We start from the raw sequence: 21621 nt of genomic DNA, 5'->3' as shown, positions 1-21621 counted from the left end.
TGTTTAGGCGGTCTTGAGGTAGACGTCGCCGTCGCGGACCTCTACGGGGTAGACCTTGATGGAGTAGGAGGGGTCAGAGACGCACTCGCCGGTGGTCAGGTCGTAGACCTCCTTGTAGAGGGGGGCGGTGATGGTGGGGTTGCCGTTCTTCTCGCCGACGATGCCGCGTGCGAGGACCAGTGCCTGGCTGTGCGGGTCGAGGTGGTCGCTGGCGAAGATGCCGTGCTTGGTCTTGTAGATCGCGTACTGGTAGCCGTCGACCAGGGCGACTTCACCCCAGTTTTCTTCGAGGTCAGATTCGGCGCAGATGCGTACCCAGTTCTCAGCCATGGGGGTTTCCTTTCGAAGTGGTGGTCTGCGCCGCGCGGGGTGCAGGACACAATAGCGGTTCGTGTGTTCTTTGTTTGGAGTTTACCTTATGAAACCCACATTTGGAAATGGGGCACGCGGAGGGTGCTAAAGGTTATTTTTACCCTAAAAGATGATCTCAAATTTTATAGATTAGCCTTACCTAAATTAGGTTTAGATAAGGTAAGAATACCCTATTCCAGCCCGGTATTCCGCGGATTTTTTGGAAAATTTTCCCAAAAAATACGGATTTTCGATACTTCGACCCCGCGCTAGAGTGTACGATAAAAGTCGTAGTTTAAAACGCCTTTTGACTGCCTGAAGAAAACAACATAATCCCACACAAAAATGTTTCGTAATTTTCAGATGCATTCTAAAGAAGCGGGCGCTTCAACTACTCGGTACGCATCAGGTACGAGCCCAACGGTACGGAAACTAGGAGTTCCAATACCGGGCACAATCCAGCCGCACACTGAGGGTAGATAAGTGCCATGAACTACCTGCATTACAACTAGGAAGGAAAATCCATGTCGCACACCCCCCGCAACATTCTCGTTGTCGGCGCAGGCCCCGCTGCGTGGCGTTTTGTACGCGCGTACCACGAAGGCGCTGAAGCTGCCGGTCGCGCAGCGGACACCATCACCGTCCTCAACGATGAGCCCTACATCCCCTACGACCGCGTTGCTATCGAGAAGATTTTCAAGGACACCGAGAAGGACCTGACCCTCGGTGACCCCGAACTGTGGAATGCAGAGAACATCAACCTGGTCAACAACTGCCACGCAGAGAAGCTTGACCGCACCCGCCGCGTCGTCACCGACACCGAGGGCAACGAGTACCCCTACGACGTACTGGTCTTCGCAACCGGTTCCCGCGCGGTTCGTATCCCCATTCTTAACTCGGACGCCGCACACGTCTTCCGCACCATTGACGACGTGAAGAACATGGTCTCCGAGGTCAACCGTCTGCAGTCCACCCTGGGCCGCGCACCCCGCGGTGTCGTCGTCGGTGGCGGTCTGCTCGGCCTCGAAGCAGCTGAGGGTCTGAAGGACCTGGGCGCAGAGCCCACCATCCTGGACGTGGCACCCTGGCTGCTCTCCGTTGAGGTTGACCAGGGCGGCGGTTACGCCGTGAACGCCCAGATCAAGGCAACCGGCATTGACATTGAGACCGGCGTGTACATCTCCGGCATCAACAAGGATGCTGACGGCAACGTCGTCTCCGTCTCCATCGCAGATTCTCCCTCTGAGGATGCAGAAATCCGCACCCTGCCCGCCGACATGGTGGTCTTCGGTGCCGGTATTCGCCCCAACGACGAGCTGGCACGCGACGCCGACCTGGCACTGGGCGAGCGCGGCGGTATTCTCGTCAACGACGCATGCCACTCCTCCGACGAGCACATTTGGGCTATCGGTGAGGTCGCCTGCGTGCTGGGCCGCACCTGGGGTCTGGTCGCACCGGCTAACGCTATGGCTGATGCTGTGGCAGCTAACCTGCTCAACGACAACGAAGAAGCTCAGGTTGAAGAGTTCGACATCGCAACCAAGCTGAAGTTCTCCGGCGTTCAGGTGGCTGGCTTCGGTGACCGCCGCGGCACCACCGAGGGCTGCCTCGAGGTTCTGTTCGCAGACCCCGCACGCGGTATGTACCAGAAGATCGTGACCAGCGGCGACGCAAAGACCCTGCTCGGTGGCGTGTTCGTCGGTGACACCGCTCCCTTCGACTCCCTCAAGCCCCTGCTCGGCCGCGAACTGCCCGCTGAACCGAACGTTTACCTGACCGCAGCTGGCGGCGGCGACGGCATCCCCGACACCGAACTGCCCGACGACGCAATCCTGTGTTCCTGCAACAACATCAGCTTCGGTGCTGTCCGCGAGGCAATCGTTGACGGCAACCACGATGTTGCATCCCTGAAGTCCTGCACCACCGCGGGTACCCAGTGCGGTTCCTGTGTTCCGATGCTACAGAAGACTCTGGAACAGCAGATGAAGAAGATGGGTCTGACCGTCTCCAAGGCACTGTGTGAGCACTTCGACTTCTCCCGTGCAGAGCTGGCTGAGGCTGTGCGTCTGACCAACCTGGACGACTTCGACTCCGTGCTGGCACGCTTCGGCCGCGGTGGCGACGGCTGTGCAATCTGTAAGCCGACCGTTGCGTCGATTCTCTCCTCCTTCCGCAACTCCTACGTCCTGGACGCTGGCCGCGGTGGTATTCAGGAGACCAACGACCGTGCGCTGGCAAACATGCAGAAGAACGGTACCTACTCCGTCGTTCCGCGTATTCCCGCAGGTGAGATTCCCGCTAAGAAGCTGGGCGTCATCGCAGAGGTCGCTGAAGAGTTCGGTCTGTACGTGAAGATCACCGGTGCGCAGCGTATCGGTATGTTCGGTGCTCGCCTGGAGCAGCTGCCCTACATTTGGGAGCGCCTGGTGGATGCCGGCTTCGAGTCCGGTCAGGCATACGGTAAGTCCCTGCGTAACGTGAAGTCCTGCATGGGTTCGACCTGGTGCCGCTTCGGTGTTCAGGACTCTACCGGCATGGCAATCCAGCTGGAGAACCGTTACCGCGGTCTGCGTTCCCCGCACAAGTTCAAGTTCGGCGTTTCCGGTTGTAACCGTGAATGTGCTGAGGCACAGGGCAAGGACGTTGGTCTGATCGCAACCACCAACGGCTGGAACCTGTACCTGGGCGGTAACGGTGGTGCAAACCCCGCTCACGGTCGCCTCTTCGTCAAGGACGCCTCCAGCGAGGACATCATCCGCTACATCGACCGCTACCTGATGTACTACATCCGTACCGCAGACAAGCTGCAGCGTACCGCTCGCTGGCTTGAGGACCTGGATGAGGAGCACGGCGACGGTCTGGCACACCTGCAGTCCGTCCTCATTGAGGACTCCCTGGGCGTGTGCGAGGACCTGGAGCGCGACATGCAGCGTCACGTTGACTCTTACGAGGACGAGTGGGCAGCAACCCTGCGTGACGAGCGCCGCCTGCGCCGCTTCCGTGCCTTCATCAACGAGCCCAACGGCAGCGACGAGGGTTCGCACCTGTACGTGCTGGAGCGCGAGCAGATTCGCCCCGCAACCCCCGAGGAAATTGCGGCGGCAGAAGCTGGCGAGTCCGACACCGTCCTGCTGACCGGTACCAAGATTCCCGTGGGTAAGCCCAGTGACCTCAACCCGGTCCCGGCAGCATAGTATGTGCCCGAAGATTCCTCCGTTCCCGCCCCGCGAGTTCGCCACTATCGACGAAGTACTCGCGGGCGGGGCGCCCGGGCACAGCCTGGACGATAGCGTGACGGAACGCGGCATTCTTCTGCCCGGCGAGCCTGCTGAGAACCCCGGCAAGGTCTACATTGTGGGTGGCGGCCCCGGTGCCGCTGACCTGCTGACCCTGCGTGCGGCACGTGCCCTGAGCGAGGCGGACGTGGTCCTTCTGGATCACCTCGCCCCGCAGGAGTACGGCGAGTACGCACCGAACGCCCTCATCGTTGATGTGGGCAAGGTTCCCGGTAAGCACGCTGTTCCGCAGTCCCGCATTCAGCAGCTCATGATTGATTACGCGCTCTCGGGTAAGACCGTGGTGCGTTTGAAGGGTGGCGACCCGTACGTGTACGGTCGCGGTGCTGAAGAGCTGGATGCGTGCATCGCCGCAGGCCTGGAGGCTGAGGTCATCCCCGGCATTACCAGCGCCATCGCGGTTCCTGCGCGTGCGGCGATTCCGGTGACCCTGCGTAAGGTATCCTCGATTTTCACCGTCATTTCTGGTCACTCCGGCCTGTCGGAGACCGAAGTGTCGGCGGTTGAGGCGACCCTGCGTGCCCAGGGCACCGTGGTGCTGCTGATGGGCGTTCGTACCCTGCCCGATACGGTGGCGTCTCTGCTCTCTCGTGGGATTGAGGCTGACACGCCGCTGGCAACCATTGAGAACGGTTTCTCTGAGAAGGAGCGCGTGACTGTCACGACCCTTGAGAACGCTCAGGTAGATTGCGCATCGGTTAGGGCGCCGGCTATTACCGTCATCGGTGAGGTCGTGCATTATGCTCGCGATGATCAGAACCGCTTTGTGAGCGAGGTTCACGAGCGTCTGCGTGAGCGTTCCACCTCCTAGAGGTGGTGCGCTAGATAGCGCGGTGCGTTAGATAATATTGCGCAGCCCCGCATCCTTGGTTTTTCCTAGTTGCCAAGGAGCGGGGCTGTTGCTGTGCCTGCTGGTATTGCTGTGCTGTAGTTGCCACCTGCCGGGCGCTGAGGCGCTCGCTGGCGCAGTAGCGGGGGAGCGCTGCGGTACAGAAGCACAGGAACATACGAAAGCGGGGCGGGTATCAGTTGATACCCGCCCCGCTTTCATCAGGGGCGCTGCGCTCAAATCCTAATCTTGGAGCTTAGAATCTCAGTGCCTAGATCTTGAAATCGTTGCTGCTACCGGAGCTAGAGCCACCGGAGCTGCCGGAGCCGCCACCGCTGGACTTGCTTGCCGAAGCCGATGAGGAGGGGCCCTCAAAGACCTTGCGGAATCGGTCGCTGTACTCCGACACAAAGTACTCGCGGCTGGTCACGCGCCACTTGCCCTCGGCGTACACCACGTAAATCACGACATCCAGGGTGCTTGCCTTCTGAGGCTCACCCGTGCCCTTCTGGTAGATGGTGTATTCCTTGACAACATCCCGGCAGGGGAACGCCACAACAGCCAAATCGGAAGAGGCAAGAGCCTTCGCATCGAGATCGTCACGGATGCTCAGCTTGCTCTCGTAGTCCTTAGTCCAACCGCCCGCAGCGTAGAGCTTAGCAATAGCCTTCAGGTTGTTGACCAGACCGCTGTCAGCGCCGTGGACCAGACCCTTGAGGTACTGCAGATCGCCGCTGTACATCGCGGCAATGTACGCGCTCTGGTAAGCAGCCAGGGTCTTGTAGGCGCCCTCGAGGGAGACGGTACGCTGAGCCACAGTATCAATGACCGGGATCGGAACGTTCTTCGCGGGGGAGGTGTCGGTCGGCTCAACATAGTGCGCAATGGCGGGCTTGTACTCGTACTTGACGTCGCCAATGTACTTCTTATAGTCCTTCAAGAACTCGTCAGACGGAATAATCTTCGCGCTGTTACGGCTTGACGAGGACGAAGACGAAGCGGATGCCGAAGCCGAGGCAGACTCAGAAGGCGAAGCCGACGCAGACGCCGAGGGAGAGGCGCTCGGGGAGCCGGAGAAAGTGTCGCCGCTACCGGTGGGGCGAATATCCTTGTTGAAGGCGCATCCTGCTAGAGTCAAAGCACCGGCGGTCAGACCGCCAAAAAGAACGGTGCGGCGGGTCAATCCGTTTCGGTCGTTAGCAGAGAAGCTGGTGTGTGCACTCGGCCGGAAGGACATGGTATCTCCTGAAAGTGGTTGATCGAGGTAACTCGCAACGCTGCGATGCGTACGAGAGACTCTTCCTCATCGTTTTGTATGGTGCGCGGTACAGGGGGGGTACCGGGATACGGGTGTGCCGGAGCGTGAACTGCGGCGGTATGAAGTATCCACTTCTTACTATAGAAGACTGGTTTTAAAACTTCGTCAAAAAACCCTGGACATTGTCTTTAAGGCACAATAACCCAAAGTCGGTGAGGTGCAGGGGGAACTGTGCCTCAACGACTTTGGGCTAGTGCGTATGAAATTGGTGAGATGGGGCGGCTCTCGACCGGGGGTATTAGACCCCTGCGGATTTAGACCTTAGTGGAGCCGCGACCCGAAGAACCGCTAGAACCAGCGGAACCGGAACCTCCGGAACTAGAAGAGTCGGAAGAATCGGAAGAGCCCTTGCCGCCATTCAGATAGTCGTTGCCGATTCGCCACCACTTACCCTCGGTGTAGAGCATCACGTGCGGAATGGCTACCTGAGTAATCGCCGGTATCTTGCGTTCGGAGCCGTCCGGCTGATGGATGGCGGTGGCAGAATACTTGGCGTCCATCATGATTTCTACATAGCCGTCACCGTTCTTCAGGGCGGTTCGAGGCTCCGTATTCCGCATGGAAATGCTGCACGTGAAGTCCATGTACCAGCCGTTCTGCTCATACAGTTCCTTGACCGCCTTGACCTCGTCGATGGCGCTCTTGTCTGCCGGGTAGGTCAGCTCAATCGCCTGATCTGCATAGCGGCCATCCTTGAGTGCGGTAATCTGTGCGCTGTAGTATGCGCGCAAGGTCTCGTAGGCGCCCTGGAACGTTGGTTCCTCACGGTGCGGAACGGTCTTGAGGGGCTTGGGTACGTTCTTCGCCGGGGAGGAATCCGTTGCGGGCTGGTACTCACCCATGTATTCGCCGGTCAGCTTCAGGGGGCCGGGGTACTTTTCCCAACCCTCAACGAGTGCATCCTTAGATACGGGTACGCGCGCCGCGCCGGACGAACTGCTCTTAGCGCTTGCCGAAGCCGTTGCCGAGGCAGACGGTGAAGCGGAAGTGCTCGCAGAAGAACTAGCGGTCGCGCTCGCAGAAGAAGTGGGGGAGCCGATCTTAGCCTTCGCCTCTTCGCTCAGCGGGCGAATATCGGAGGCGCAACCGGCCATGAGGGAAACCGCGCCACCGAGCAGTAGGGCGCGGCGGCTCATAAGGCGGGAAGTAGCGGAACGGGTACTCGAAGAGCGGTCGGGTGAGAGCATCGGTGAACTCCTTGATTTTTTCCGAGGCAGGCTCGGGGCACCCGGCGGCGGGCGCGTGGTTGTATGGCGTGTTGGATGAGGTCGTGAAAGGGGTGAAAACTTCGGGCAAATGCCGCGGTTTCAGACCCTGTCCGGAAGTGACCTCGGGTGTACCTCACGCCGTGGGCGAGGGGTACTGGTGAACTCATCTTTGGGACTGCTATGTTCACACCCCAGTGAGAGGGTAGGTAATACTATCGAATCATCATTGATGTGTTGCACGATTCATTTTAGACTATTTTGAACTCAAAATGCACGAAAAAGCACCTTAGTAATCCCTGAGAGCCTATGGGGCATTCAAGATATCAATCACTGTAAAGTATTACGGCTGCCCCCTGCTGGTGAGGAGTTATGTGATGGAGGCGACTACTTGGCGAGGGGGTTGCGCGCATGTCGAGCTAAGTGATTTCGGTCATATTTATGACTTGAAAAATAAAAGAGCTGCGCCTCAGTATTTCCAAAAGGCGGGGGAGAGGAGGGTGTTTAGTTTAATCTTCTGACCGTAAGGAGGTCTTCAATAGTCCAGAAGAAATACCCGATTCAATAAGGGGAAACCCGCTCGGCAATCCCCAAATATGCACTCTATTCACCCGCTATGCATTGCTGAACCATCCGGAAAAACCGGTTCCCACACGGAATACTGAGGGGATGAAAACTTGCAGAGGTGAATATCTAGTGGAATTACATCGGTGTTCACCCCATATCTTGTGGTTGTACCGACACTAATCCCGCAGGCTCCCTTGAAAAAATCGAAACCCACTTAAAGCAACACTGGGGGAATGTAAAAACATACATCCTTAAACACGCCCGAGTGTGGGGTGAGGCAAGACCCCTTAAACCCCCTACTTGCTCTAAATATCGCCGAACGAAGAACCATTCTGTTTTGTACCCCCAGTGTTGGTGCATCTGAAAAGTACTGTTCAAACCCACACCCCGCGGGGTTGCATACAGACACAAAAGCCACATAAACTATTAGTGTTTGCAACGACCCGGCCATCACCGGCGAGCAATTCGGAAGAACGGACCGCACCTGCGGGCACCCGCCAATCGCTGCGGCGAGGGTGTCTTAGCGGAAGAGATGTAGTCCCAGTAGAACCGGACGGTTAAGCCCGATATAGCTGTAATAAGCGACTGATACCCGCCCAACGCGCCGCTCTTCCGGTGGCTAGGTATCGCGGACATACACCGCGACGCCACGTAGCCCCGGGAGGGTTCGGTGCGTTGAGCTGTTAAATCAGTAAGCAAGGTGGTACCGCGCCGCATCCCGACCCCCGGCACAACCCGGGCAAGTCAGCGATGCCCAGGCGTCCTTGCACCCGTCATGTCAATCCTCACCCGCTGAAACGGTGGGACGACGAGTGCTACGTACCCTGTCGCCCCAACCTCTCAGCGTTGAGAACAACAGATAAGGGCGCACAAACACATGTCCCATGTTTACCCCAAGGCGAGCGCCTTCGAAGCCGCAGGAAGCGGCGTCACCGCATCGCCCAAGTTCCCCGCACTCGAAGAGGCAGTCCTCGACTACTGGAAGAAGGACAACACCTTCTCCGCATCCGTCGAGAACCGCCCCGCAGGCGAAAACGGCGAAAACGAATTCGTCTTCTACGACGGCCCTCCCTTCGCTAACGGCCTGCCCCACTACGGCCACCTGCTCACCGGCTACGCCAAGGACCTCGTCGCACGCTACCAGACTCAGCGCGGCCACAAGGTAGAACGCCGCTTCGGCTGGGACACCCACGGCCTGCCCGCAGAACTCGAGGCAATGAAGCAGCTCGGCATGACCGACAAGCGCGAAATCCTCGAAATGGGCATCGACAACTTCAACGACGCTGCCCGCGCATCCGTGCTCAAGTACACCAACGAGTGGGAAAAGTACGTCACCCGCCAGGCACGCTGGGTCGACTTCGAAAACGACTACAAGACCCTGAACGTCGAGTACATGGAGTCCGTCATCTGGGCGTTCAAGCGCCTCTACGACAAGGGCCTGACCTACCAGGGCTTCCGCGTGCTGCCCTACTGCTGGAAGGACGAGACCCCCCTCTCCAACCACGAGCTGCGCATGGACGACGACGTGTACAAGGACCGCCAGGATCAGACCGTCACCGTCGCATTCCGCCTCACCGCAGACACCGCCCTCGGTGCTGACGAGAAGGTCGCCGCAGAACTCGACGGCGTCGAAGCACTCGCATGGACCACCACCCCCTGGACCCTGCCCACCAACCAGGCGCTCGCCGTTGGACCCGAGATTGAATACTCCGTCGTGCCCGGCGCGGGCAAGTTTGAGGGCCGCTCCTTCCTGATTGCCTCCGACCTGCTCGGCTCCTACGCCAAGGATCTCGGCTACGAAGGCGACCAGCCCGAAAAGGACGCAGCCGCAGCCGTCACCGCACGCTACACCGGCTCCCAGCTCGAGCACGTACGCTACACCCCGCTGTGGGACTACTTCGCAGACACCGAAAAGTGGGGCACCGAAACCTCCTGGCAGATCCTCGTCGCCGACTACGTCACCACCGGTGACGGTACCGGCATCGTCCACCAGGCACCCGCCTACGGCGAAGACGACCAGAAGGTCTGTGAAGGCTACGGCATCCCCGTGATTCTCTCCCTCGACGAAGGCGCAAAGTTCCTGAACCTCTTCGCCGAGCCCACCGCCTCCGGCACCACCGCCCTGGCTGAGATTGCAGGCGTGCAGGCATTCGACGCGAACCGCACCATTATCAACGCCCTCAAGGCAGATGACGTGCTGATTCGTGAGAAGTCCTACGTGCACTCCTACCCGCACTGCTGGCGCTGCCGCACCCCGCTCATCTACCGTGCAATCACCTCCTGGTACGTGAAGGTCACCGACTTCAAGGACCGCATGTACGAGCTGAACAAGCAGATCAACTGGATCCCCGAAAACGTGAAGTACGGCCAGTTCGGCAAGTGGGTTGAGAACGCACGCGACTGGTCCATCTCCCGTAACCGCTTCTGGGGCTCCCCGATTCCCGTGTGGGTTTCGGACGACCCGAACTACCCGCGCATGGACGTGTACGGCTCCCTCGAAGAGCTCAAGGCAGACTTCGGCCGACTGCCCCTGAACAAGGATGGCGAACCCGACCTGCACCGCCCGTACATTGACGAGCTGACCCGCCCGAACCCGGACGACCCGACCGGTAAGTCCACCATGCGCCGCGTGGAAGACGTGCTCGACGTCTGGTTCGACTCCGGCTCCATGCCCTACGCACAGGTGCACTACCCCTTCGAGAACCAGGAATGGTTCGAGAACCACTACCCGGCAGATTTCATCGTCGAGTACATCGGTCAGACCCGCGGCTGGTTCTACGTGCTGCACGTACTGGCGACCGCGCTCTTCGACCGCCCCGCGTTCAAGAACGTCATCAGCCACGGTATTGTGCTCGGCTCGGACGGTCAGAAGATGTCCAAGTCCCTGCGTAACTACCCGGACGTCTCCGAGGTCCTCGACCGCGACGGCTCCGACGCGATGCGTTGGTTCCTGATGTCCTCCCCGATCCTGCGCGGCGGCAACCTGATCGTGACCGAGCAGGGCATCCGCGAGGGTGTACGCCAGGTCATGCTGCCGCTGTGGAACGTCTACCACTTCTTCGCCCTGTACGCTAACGCCGCCAACAACGGCGAAGGCTACAGCGCAAAGCTCAAGTACGACTCGCAGCACGTGATGGACCGCTTCATCCTCGGCAAGACCCGCGAACTCATCGAGCAGGTCACCGCAGCGATGGACTCCTACGACATCTGGAACGCCTGCGAATCCCTGCGCCAGTACGCTGACGCACTGACCAACTGGTACGTGCGCCGCTCCCGCGAGCGCTTCTTCAACGAAGACACCGACGCATTCGACACCCTCTACACCGCACTGGTGACCGTGTCGAAGGTTGCCGCGTCCCTGCTGCCGCTCAGCAGCGAGGAAATCTACCGCGGCCTCACCGGTGAACGCTCCGTGCACCTGGCTGACTGGCCCGAGGCATCCGCTTTCGCTGACGAGTCTGACCTGCTGGCTCTCATGCAGACCGTGCGTGAGGTCTGCTCCGCCGGTTCGGCACTGCGCAAGGAAAAGAAGATCCGCGTGCGCCAGCCGCTGCAGAAGATGACCGTGGCGATTGCACCCGAGCAGTTCGCAGCCCTGGGCACCGCTTTCGGTGAGAAGGGCGCGGAGTACTTCGCGAACATCGTCGAGGACGAGCTGAACCTGCGCCAGGTGGAGCTGGTCAGCGCCGACACCGTCGACCCCGCCGACTACGGCATCTCCCAGCAGCTGAAGGTCAACGCACGTGCGGCAGGTCCGCGCCTGGGCAAGCAGGTGCAGGTTGCCATTAAGGCATCCAAGTCCGGTGACTGGACCGTGACCGAGGACGGTACCGTCCTGGTCGGCGTGGCAGCTCTGGACGGCGGCCTGGCTCTGGAAGAGGGCGAATACGAGCTGGCAACCGTGGTTGCCGCTGACGCTGAGGGTGCTGAGCACACTGCGGCTGCGGTTCTGCCCGGCGGCTTCCTGGTCCTCAACATTGAGCTGACCGACGAGCTGGTTGCCGAGGGTATCGCCCGAGACACCATCCGCGCTATTCAGCAGGCACGTAAGGACGCCGACCTGAACGTTGCGGACCGCATCAACCTGAGCATCGCGGCACCGGAGGAAACTCTGGCAGCTCTGCGCGCCAACGAGGCACTGGTGACCGGCGAGACCCTCGCCGTGTCCCTGCAGCTGAGCGAAGCAGCCGAGCTGAGCATTAGCGTAGCCAAGGCATAAAACGCCTGAACCGTACGGCCGTCCCGCCCCCTTGATTGGGCGGGGCGGCCCGTCGTCTATCCCGCCGCACGGTTATCCCGCCGCACGGTGGGCCCCCGCCGGCACCGGCCGGCTATCCCAGTGAGGAGAACAATGAGCGAGAAGAATTACCCCGCAATTCCCGACCCCGAGGGCGTGGAGCGGGTCTACGGTGAACTGCTGGCGCGAGCACCCGAAAACAAGATGGCGCCGCGCCTGGACGCCGTGGCGCGCGCCGTCGAAATCCTCGGCGACGTGCACCGTGCCGCGCCGGTCATCCACATCACCGGCACGAACGGCAAGACCAGCACCGCCCGCATGATTGAGGCGCTGCTGCTCGGCCACGATCTGCGCGTGGGCCGCTTTACCAGCCCGCACCTCGAAAGCGTCACCGAGCGTATCTGCATTAACGGTGCACCCGTACCGGACGCCACCTTCGTGCGCATTTGGGATGAAATCGCCCCCTACCTGCAGATTGTGGACGCAGAGATGACCTCCCGCGGCGAGCCCGCGCTGACCTTCTTCGAGTCCGTTACCGTGCTCGCCTTCGCGATTTTCGCGGATGAGCCGGTAGACGTGGTGGTGCTCGAGGTCGGTATCGGCGGCACCTGGGACTCCACGAACGTTGCCGACGGCGTGGTTTCCGTGGTCACCCCGATCGGTCTGGACCACACCGATATGCTCGGCGAAACCCTCGCCGAGATCGCGACCGAAAAGTCCGGCATTATCAAGCCCGGCGGCTTCCTGATTTCTGCGGCACAGGACCCGGAAGCGGCGGACGTGCTGCTCGCCTCCGCCCGCGAGAAGGAAGCATCCTTCGCCTTTGAGGGCGTGGAGTTCGGCGTTGTCTCCCGTGAGCTTGCGGTCGGCGGTCAGCTGCTGACCCTGCGCGGTCTGGCGGGCGAGTACCCGGATGTGCCGCTGTCCCTGCACGGTGCGCATCAGGCGCAGAACGCCGTGGTGGCTCTTGCCGCCGTGGAGGCGTTCTTCGGCGGTCAGCGTCAGCTGCCCGAGGACGTGGTGCGTACCGCGTTTGAGACGGTGCGTTCGCCGGGTCGTCTGGAGGTTGTACGCACCGAGCCGCTGACCATCCTGGACGCGGGCCACAACCCGCACGGTGTGCGTGCTTCCGCGGCTGCGCTGACTGAGGCGTTCAAGCTTTCGCACCTGCACGCGGTGGTTGGCATCCTGGGTGAGAAGGATGCGCTGGGCATGTTTGAGACCATGCGCGAAGAGTATGTTGACGCTTCGGACGGTACGTTCCGCCTGTATCTGGCGGCGTCGGATTCGCCACGTGCGATTGCCCCGGAGCGCCTGCACGAGCTCGCCCTGGACGCTGGTCTGGACGAAGACTCGATTGAGGTGTTCGAGCACCTGGACGAGGCGATTGCCACCGCCATGGAGAACGCCCTCTTCGAGCAGGAGTCGGCGGGCGTGCTGATTACCGGTTCGATTACGGTCATCGGTGAGGCGCGTACCCTGCTGGCTGCGCATGAGCAGGCGAAGACCCCCGGCGCTGAGGCTGAGGAGCTACCGGATGAGCTGCCCGCCGAGGGCGCTTATGCGGGTTCTGCGGGTGCGGCGTCGGCTTCGACTCTGGCTGCCGCGGCGGCTGCGGCTGCCTCTGCTGAGCCGGATGAGCTGCTGGACGGCATCATGGCTGAGCTGGGTGGCGAGTCTGCGGCGGGTTCTTCGCTGGAGGATTCGCTGGGTCTGCCGCTGGGTGACTCGTACACCGATGATTTCTTCGGTGACGATGATTCCGAAGACGAATAAAGCCCACTGAGGTTATTGATGAGAAGGCGGGGTGCCGCCCCCTAGTTGGTTTTACCGGCTGGGGGAGCGGCGCCCCGTTTTTTGTGCCCCGCCTTTTCGCGCCTCTGCCCTCGTGCTCCCACTCGAACGCATGATTTCTCACGTGTTCCCATGGGCTCTCACCTAACCCCAATCGCCCGAGTGCAACCGGTATCTTCCGCCTCCACCCACCCATAAATCGAAAATAACGAAAAATTGTGGGCACCGGGGGCGCAAAACCGGGCACGCCTTGGCGTCACGGTGCTATATTCGCTGAGGCGCCGGCCCCAACGCCTGAGGCCGCACCAACACACCCGCACACATACGCATACCAGCGACGGTATGCCACATAGCGAAAGGCACCCATCATGCCCGCACCCTTCACCGATTTGATCGGCACCGATTCGTTCACCGAGTCCCTACGCCAGGAGAACCTCGCCACCTGGCTTTCTGCCACGAATCACCGCTTTGTTGCTGAGCTTTTTGACGGCTCGATTGCCCCGCAGGTCATGGCGGGGTACCTGGTGCAGGACTACCGCTTCCTGGACACGTTCCTCGCCCTGATTGGTGGCGCTATCGCCAACGCTGACACTCTTGCGGGCCGCCTGCGCCTGGCACAGTTCGCGGGCGAAATTGCCGGTGACGAGAACACCTACTTCCTGCGTTGTTTTGAGACTCTGGGCGTGACCGAGCATCAGCGTGAATCCATGCCCGATACGGAGGCGACCACCGGCTTCAAGCGCCTCTTCCTCGACGCTGCGGCAAGCGGCAGCTACGCGGCGATTCTGTCGGTGCTGATGGTTTGCGAGGGCCTGTACCTGGATTGGGCGTCTAAGGCTCCCGCCAAGCGCCCCGATTCTTTTGTGCACCACGAGTGGATTACCCTGCACGACTACCCGGAGTTCCGTGAACTGGTTGATTTCCTGCGCCGTGAACTGGACCGTGTGGGCCCGTCGGATGCGCAGGCTGCCCGCGAGTTCTTTAGCCGCGCGGTGGAGCTGGAGCAGCAGTTCTTTGACGAGTCGTACACCCACCCGCTGCCCTAACGCACTGCCCTCACGTGCCGTCTGTGCGCTCCACGGTAGTTGCCGTGGGAGCCGCCGCGCGTCGATAAGGCGAATGCCATAGAAAACATGCGCACCATGCCCCGGAAGGTCCCGCCCGCCGCTACGTTGCGGGCTCCTTCCGGGGCTTTTGTGTTTAAGGTACGTCACAAAAATGCGCCTATTTGCATGATTTGAGGCGTCATATAGTAAATGTAGAAGCTAATGGCGTGCTATTGAGCAATGTGAGAGGCTAGGATAAATGGGGTACTGCTTCCGGGGTGCTGGCTATGCCGCGCCGGTACGTACCCGCTACTGCACGAGGTGAGGCGCACCCTTGAGGAACCTAACCGGTACCTCCTCAACCGTCCCCGGCGTCTGCCGCTTTGACGGTTGCTGCGCCCCTCAACACTACAGAGCTTAAGACGGTGCTGCTGGGACAGTACCACCGTAAAACACTATCTAAAGGAGTCGTATGAGTACCGCCGCATCGAGTACTACCGAGCCCACCCGCGCTGAAAAAGAAGCGCAGCACGGGCACGCGGGAACCCCGGGCAGCTACTCAGACCGACAGCTCGGATTCTGGTTGGTTGGCGCCGGCCTAATCGCACTCATTTCTTCAGCGATTCTGGTGTACGAGCGCCTGCAGATTTACATTGATGCCGGCCACTCCACGGTCTGCGATATCAACGCCCTGCTCAGCTGCGGCACGGTGATGCGCACCCCGCAGGCGGAAGCTTTCGGCTTCCCGAACCCGTTCATTGGTCTGGTGGGCTTTTCGATTGTGGTGACTATCGGTGCCGCGATTATGGCGGGCGCACAGTTTAAGAAGTGGTTCTGGGTGTGCATGAACATTGGTTTGGCGGCGGCGACCGCATTCATTATGTGGCTGTGGTACCAGACGACGTTCCAGATCAACGCCCTGTGCCTGTTCTGCATGATCGTGTGGGTTATGACCATCACGCTTTTTGTGAAGACCACGGTCCGCAATATTTCGGCGGGTGTTATTCCGGCGTCGCAGTCGATGCGTGAGAGCGCGCGCGGCTGGTCGTGGTTTGCGATTAGCCTGTGGCTGATCCTGATTTTCGGCATCATCGTGATCCGCTTCTTTGAGGTCATTGTGAATATGATGCGCTAAGCATTTGAGGGCTGATGCCCCGAACATGCAACGCCCCAGTGCCTGTTGGTGCCGGGGCGTTGCTGTATCTGCGGGCGGGTGAGGTTGCGCCGGGCTGAGGCGCCGGGCTGAGGCGCCGGGTAGTGGGGGGGGGTGCCGGTGACTTTGCCGGTGGCGGTCAGCGGGGAGGCGGCGCGGGTGCGTATAATGGTCAGGTATATTCTTGAGCGGCATCAGTCGGAGCCGTCCGCGGGGTTCACCTGCGGCGTTACCTGCCTGCCGTTCTGCTGGACACTAGATTCTTGATACCCCTTCGAGGAGACCCGTGAAGACTGCCGGAATTGCCGCAATGGGCGCTGCTGCCGTTATTTTTCTGACTGCCCTGCTGTTGCTGACCGCCGGTCACTTCTCGCTGCTGTGGGTGATTCTGCTGGTGGTTTCTCCGTTTGTTTTCATTCTGGGTGTTCCGTTTGCGACCGGTTCCGGTCCGGAGTACCTGCCGACCGACCCGAAGCTTGCTCAGCAGGCTCGTGAGGCGCGCGATGCGGAGCTGGGTCTGGACTAGTCCCTCCTCTGAAAGTTTTTGAAGCCGGGTGGTGCGTAGTGGCATGCCCGGCTTTGCTGTACCCGCCATGCGCCCGCCGCAGCGTGCTCGCAGCAATGTGCCTGCTGCAAGGTGCCCGTAGTAATGTGCCCGCGCATCCTGCCGGGAGGTGGAGCCCAGATAGGATGGGTGGGGTGGCTTAGAGGTACTCTCTACCGGGTATAATGGAACACGGTGTCTTGTGCGCCCCGCACGCGCATAAAGATCCCCACCAACGCATCGAGGGAGAGTACCCGAAGAGCGCCGGCTATAAGCCGCGGAGCATAACTGTCGCACCGCGCGGGCCGCCCGCCTCGGCGAAGAAACCCGAAGACCGGCAGGGCACCCAGGAAGGGTGTGAGCGTGCCGTGCTCGAGAGCGAGGTGGCTGTGACCGTCGCGGCGCGCTCTGCGTTCCGCCCGCTCGCCCCCTACGGCAGAAGCACTGAACGAGATAGTGCCCGGTAGCGCCGATGAACGCGCACCGTAGGGTGAGGCTTGAGCCGCGGTGACAGCAACTAGGCTTTGCGCTGTATGCGCGCTGTTAAAATCCTTGCGGTGCGGAGCAGGGTGTAACGAAAGAAGATTAATGTCTGACGAGAAGAACGTCGAACTTGGGGTTTTTGAGGCGCTGAACGCCCTCGCGGAGGAGAAGAACGCCTCTGCAGAGACCCGTGAAACTCTGCGTAAGAATGTTCGTGAGAGCTCTGACGCCCAGCAGGGTATTGAGCGCCGCCGTCCGGGTCGCCCGAAGAAGGAGAAGGCTCCTGAGGTTCCCCTGGATGAGGCGATTGCTGCTGGCCTGACCAACCTGCGTAACGCTAAGGCTAAGCACGCGCCGGCACCGAAGGTTGCCGCTCCCGCTACGTCTGAGACCGAGGTCGCTTCTACCCTCGATAGCCTGTTTGAGGCTGCTGAGAAGAAGGCTGCTGAGCCTGCTGTCGTGGAGAAGGCCGCTAAGGTCGAGACCGTTGAGAAGACCGCGAAGGTGGAGGAAGTTGTTGCCCCTGCCGCTGAGTCTGCTGAGCCGGTTGCTGAGAAGAAGGTGGCTGAGCCCACTGCCGAGTCTGCCGTTGAGGTGAAGGAAGAGACCGCCAAGGTTGAGGTCGTAACCCCCGCAAAGGCTGAGGAAGCTGAGAAGACCGAGGCTGCCGTTGAAGCTCCTGTTGCTGAAGATACTGAGCAGAAGGCTGAAGAGGCTGCCGCTGAGCAGCCCGCCGAGGCTGCTGCAGTTGCTGAGGAATCCGCAACCGAAGAAGCTGCACTCGAGGCACCCGCCGCAGAAGAGTCTGCTGAGGAGTCCGAGGAACCGGCTGAGCCGGTAAAGACCATTAGCGATCTGCAGCGCGAAAAGCTGCAGGAGCTGCGCTCGCGTACCCCGATGGGTGCGATGCCGCTGTTCATGGCGCCCGAGCCGGAGGAGCTGAGCGAGCTTGCTGTTGCCGCCAAGCTGGAGCGTGAAGCACGCCGCGCCGCTGCCGAGGAACAGAAGCGTAAGGAGCGCATGGAGCGCCGCCGCGAGGAGGCTGCCGCTGAGGCTGAGGTGACGAGCCACCGTCGCCGTCGCCGTCGCCGCGGTACCGAAGATATTGAGATTGAGGGCGGCGTTGATGATGAGGTTGAGACCGTCACCAAGGTGCGTGCACCGCGCCTGGCTGACTCTCACGCATCCAACACTGTGACCGGTGTGCGCGGTTCTACCCGCCTGGAGGCGAAGCGTGTGCGCCGCCGCGAGTCCCGTTCCCTGGGTCGCCGCCGCCACATCGTGACCGAGGCTGAGTTCCTGGCTCGCCGCGAGTCCGTGGACCGTCAGATGCTGGTTCGTCAGAAGGACGGCCGCATCCAGATTGGTGTGCTTGAGGACGGCGTGCTGGCTGAGCACTTCGTGTCTAAGACCCAGCAGGATTCCCTGATTGGCAACGTGTACCTGGGTAAGGTTCAGAACGTTCTGCCGTCCATGGAAGCTGCGTTCGTTGACATTGGACGCGGTCGCAACGCTGTGCTGTACGCGGGCGAGGTCAACTGGGATGTCACCGGTCTGGACGGTGCACCCCGCAAGATTGAGAACGCCCTGAAGCCCGGCGATTCGGTTCTGGTGCAGGTCACTAAGGACCCGATTGGTCACAAGGGTGCCCGCCTGACCAGCCAGGTTTCCCTGCCCGGCCGCTTCCTGGTGTACGTGCCGGGTGGTTCGATGACCGGTATTTCCCGTAAGCTGCCCGACACTGAGCGTGCTCGTCTGAAGAAGATTCTGAAGGACAAGCTGCCCGAGGGTGCTGGCGTAATCGTTCGTACCGCGGCGGAGGGTGCTTCTGAGGAGGAGCTGACCCACGACATTAACCGTCTGCGTGCGCAGTGGGAAGAGATCCAGGAGAAGGCTAACTCCCGTAAGGTGCTGGCTCCGGAGATGCTCTACCAGGAGCCTGACCTGATGATTAAGACCGTACGTGACGTCTTCAACGAGGACTTCACCGCGATGATCGTTCAGGGCGAGAACGCCTGGGATTCCATCGAGGCGTACGTGACGTACGTGGCGCCGGACCTGGTCTCCCGCCTGCAGCAGTGGGACGGCGACGACGACCTCTTCGATCACTACCGCATTAACGAGCAGCTGGCGAAGGCACTGGACCGTAAGGTGTACCTGCCTTCGGGTGGTTCGCTGGTGATTGACCGCACCGAAGCCATGACTGTGGTGGACGTGAACACCGGTAAGTTCACCGGTAGCGGCGGCAACCTGGAAGAGACTGTCACCAAGAACAACCTGGAAGCTGCTGAGGAGATTGTCCGTCAGCTGCGTCTGCGCGATATTGGCGGCATTATCGTCATTGACTTCATTGACATGGTGCTTGAGTCGAACCGTGACCTGGTTCTGCGTCGCCTGATTGAGTGCCTGGGCCGTGACCGTACCAAGCATCAGGTGGCTGAGGTGACTTCGCTGGGTCTGGTTCAGATGACCCGTAAGCGCCTGGGTACCGGTCTGCTTGAGGTCTTCTCGGAGCCCTGCGAGCAGTGTGCCGGCCGTGGCCTGGTGGTTCACGATCAGCCGCTGAGCGGTCGTAGCGGTGGCGCGTCGGATTACGTCCACCGCCATGAGCGTAATGACCGTAAGCGTAGCCGTGCCGCTGCCCGCGAGGATTCTCGTGACCAGCAGAAGCAGGATGCTCTGGAGTCGAAGAAGGCTGAGCGCCGTAACGCTATGGCTGCGGTGGCTGCCGCATCCGCCCAGGCTGATGAGGCTTCGGAGGAGACCACTTCGACCCGCAAGAAGCGTAAGCGCCGCAAGCGTTCGCGCCGCGCGGAGACCGCTGAGCTTTCGCTTGAGCAGGAGATTCAGGGTATTGCCGAGGCTGCCAGCGAGCAGGCCCACGCGGAGGTTGCTCAGCGTGAGGACAAGGTCGCTGAGGTCACCGAGGGCAACTGGATCGGTGAGCAGGGCGGTTTCTCCCTGGAACAGCTGGCAAGCGCGTTCGACCGCGTGGAGGAGGAGTCCGCTGAGGATTCCTCGAAGGACTCTGCTGAGGGCCGTTCTGATCAGGATCGTTCTGAGGAGCGTCGTTCGTCCAAGCGTGGCGAGAAGAAGTCTTCTCGTAACCGTAAGCGCCGCGAGCTGACCGATGCGGATATCGCCGCTGTGGAGGATTCCGGCGCGGGTGCGCTGGAGGACGAGCACCACGTTGACCCGGAGCTCGACCCGCGCTTTAGCCGCTCTTCGGATCGTTTCGAGGCGATTCGCGCCGGTGAGGCGAAGGCTCGTGCTTCTCAGAAGGCTGGCCGTATTGCCCGTGCCGAGGGCGAGTCGTTCCGTTCGAACCGTGAGGATTGTGCGGCGAAGCGCCAGGACCGTGAGCAGCAGAACGCTGAGGCAACCTCCGCTGAGGTAAACTCGGGTGTGCAGAAGGCTCAGGAGTCCAAGCGTGTTGAGCGTGAGGACCTGCGCATTGAGGATGTTCGTGAGACCCCGCGTGCGTCCCGCCGCCGTGCTCGTCGCGCCGCTGATGAGAAGCGCGCCGAGAAGGCAGCTGAGCAGAGCGTGGCATCCGAGCAGGCACCCGCAAAGGCTGATAAGATTGAGAAGTCTGAGTCTCGCCCGGTTGTGACCGGCGTGATTGGTGCTCCGGCTGTGACCGGTGTGGTGGGCGCAGCTCCCGCAGTGGTTGAGGCTCCGGTTGAGGAAGCCCAGAAGCCTGCGGCTCAGGTGCCCGGTTCGACCCCGCGTAAGCGTCGCACTCGCCGTGCGGCTTCGAGCGCTGGTGCCGGTGCTCAGGTCGTGACCGTGGATGCTTCCGAGCGTGCTGAGGGTTCCGTGGTTGCTTCCGCTTCTGTTGCGGATGTGGCTCCGGTGGCTGATGACGCTTCGGCTCCTGTCTTGTTCGGCATTGGCGTTGCTGCTGCCGACATTAAGCGTGAAGGTAAGGACGATTAGTCTTTAGCTTCCGATCATCGGAATTCCGATGGTGTGTGTATATGAGATAGCCTCGGTAGGGCGAGCCGGAACTTCCCTACCGAGGCTATTTTTTCTGTGCGTGTGCTGCGTCATTTTAAAGGCGCTACTAAGAGTGCGGTGCAGTATTAGAGGAGCATCACGTGGTGTCTGCGGATAATCCGCAAAATTATCTATTGCGCGGCGCGTAGATCATGCCGTATCCTTAAGGACTGGTGTTTATCTCAGTGAAGCCCTATCGACGCAGGGCCAGCGGGAGACACCGCTCCCACCCGCATCGTCTTCGGCGCGGTCGAGTATTCGGCTGAGTTGGAACGTGCGGGAGAGAGACACCACCGGTGAGCCTCGCGTGTTGGCTTCGGCGGGCAATCCCGCCGGAACGCACGGGCCGTTCCTCCTTGTTCGCGGTCATTCGACTGGCGGGGGAGGGCGCACAGCAATGAAAGCGCAGGCTGCTCATTCGTGTGAGATTCAAGAAGCAAGTTGTCGAGAAAAGTGAGTCCCATAGTGGCATACGCGATTGTACGCGCTGGCGGCCGCCAGGAGAAGGTTTCCGTAGGCGACCTCGTTACCCTTGACCGTGTTGCAGGCGAGCCCGGCAGCACCATCGAGCTGCCCGTGCTGCTGCTCGTCGACGGTGACAAGGTCACCGCTGACGCAAAGTCCCTGGCTTCCGCCAAGGTTGTTGCTGAGAAGGTTGAGGACCTGCGCGGTCCGAAGATCGTTATTCAGAAGTACAAGAACAAGACCGGTTACAAGAAGCGTCAGGGCTTCCGCGCCGAGCTGACCACCGTCAAGATTACCGCTATCAACGCGTAATCGAAACGACCGGAATTCAACC

At 60.8% G+C, this 21621-nt stretch carries 12 protein-coding genes; 9 read left to right on the top strand and 3 right to left on the bottom strand.

The features are described 5' to 3' along the window. Nucleotides 1–3 precede the first annotated feature (3 nt). Nucleotides 4–330, bottom strand: coding sequence for a nitrite reductase small subunit NirD (gene nirD, locus HMPREF2749_RS02975; protein WP_070593391.1), 327 nt, complete (start codon nucleotides 328–330; stop codon nucleotides 4–6). 545 nt (nucleotides 331–875) lie between these two features. Between nirD and nirB the strand changes: the two genes are divergently transcribed. Continuing rightward, nucleotides 876–3545, top strand: coding sequence for a nitrite reductase large subunit NirB (nirB, locus tag HMPREF2749_RS02970; RefSeq protein WP_049345594.1), 2670 nt, complete (start codon nucleotides 876–878; stop codon nucleotides 3543–3545). Nucleotide 3546: 1 nt separating this feature from the next. Continuing rightward, a complete protein-coding gene (cobA, locus tag HMPREF2749_RS02965; protein WP_070593390.1) occupies nucleotides 3547–4458 on the top strand; it encodes a uroporphyrinogen-III C-methyltransferase in 912 nt (303 codons plus the stop codon). Nucleotides 4459–4747: 289 nt separating this feature from the next. Here cobA and HMPREF2749_RS02960 read toward each other — a convergent pair whose 3' ends face one another. After that, complete coding sequence (locus HMPREF2749_RS02960; protein WP_070593389.1) at nucleotides 4748–5713, bottom strand: DUF6318 family protein; 966 nt, start codon at nucleotides 5711–5713, stop codon at nucleotides 4748–4750. 335 nt (nucleotides 5714–6048) lie between these two features. Next, the gene (locus HMPREF2749_RS02955; protein WP_070593388.1) at nucleotides 6049–6981 is read right to left on the bottom strand and encodes a DUF6318 family protein; all 933 of its coding nucleotides are present in this window, start codon (nucleotides 6979–6981) and stop codon (nucleotides 6049–6051) included. Between the two features lie 1462 nt (nucleotides 6982–8443). On the opposite strand from HMPREF2749_RS02955, the gene ileS reads away from it, so the two are divergent. From ileS to rplU, 7 genes are all read left to right on the top strand, one after another. Next, complete coding sequence (ileS, locus tag HMPREF2749_RS02950) at nucleotides 8444–11785, top strand: isoleucine--tRNA ligase (protein WP_070593387.1); 3342 nt, start codon at nucleotides 8444–8446, stop codon at nucleotides 11783–11785. A gap of 132 nt (nucleotides 11786–11917) precedes the next feature. Further along, nucleotides 11918–13579, top strand: a complete 1662-nt coding sequence (locus HMPREF2749_RS02945; RefSeq protein WP_070593386.1) for a bifunctional folylpolyglutamate synthase/dihydrofolate synthase — start codon at nucleotides 11918–11920, stop codon at nucleotides 13577–13579. Between the two features lie 386 nt (nucleotides 13580–13965). Then, nucleotides 13966–14643, top strand: a complete 678-nt coding sequence (locus tag HMPREF2749_RS02940) for a TenA family protein (RefSeq protein ID WP_049342062.1) — start codon at nucleotides 13966–13968, stop codon at nucleotides 14641–14643. 472 nt (nucleotides 14644–15115) lie between these two features. Then, nucleotides 15116–15778 (top strand): vitamin K epoxide reductase family protein, encoded by a 663-nt coding sequence (locus HMPREF2749_RS02935; protein ID WP_060824691.1) that lies wholly within the window; start codon nucleotides 15116–15118, stop codon nucleotides 15776–15778. Between the two features lie 304 nt (nucleotides 15779–16082). Beyond that, nucleotides 16083–16322: a hypothetical protein gene (locus tag HMPREF2749_RS02930; protein WP_005505761.1), complete on the top strand. Its 240-nt coding sequence runs from the start codon at nucleotides 16083–16085 to the stop codon at nucleotides 16320–16322. Between the two features lie 606 nt (nucleotides 16323–16928). Further along, nucleotides 16929–20762: an Rne/Rng family ribonuclease gene (locus HMPREF2749_RS02920; protein ID WP_070593385.1), complete on the top strand. Its 3834-nt coding sequence runs from the start codon at nucleotides 16929–16931 to the stop codon at nucleotides 20760–20762. A gap of 525 nt (nucleotides 20763–21287) precedes the next feature. Continuing rightward, nucleotides 21288–21599, top strand: a complete 312-nt coding sequence (gene rplU, locus HMPREF2749_RS02915) for a 50S ribosomal protein L21 (RefSeq protein WP_005505764.1) — start codon at nucleotides 21288–21290, stop codon at nucleotides 21597–21599. Nucleotides 21600–21621 lie beyond the last annotated feature (22 nt).

This window comes from Rothia sp. HMSC075F09, from assembly GCF_001810515.1.
Taxonomy (GTDB): Bacteria; Actinomycetota; Actinomycetes; order Actinomycetales; family Micrococcaceae; genus Rothia.
This window is presented reverse-complemented; position numbering and strand designations above follow the sequence as displayed.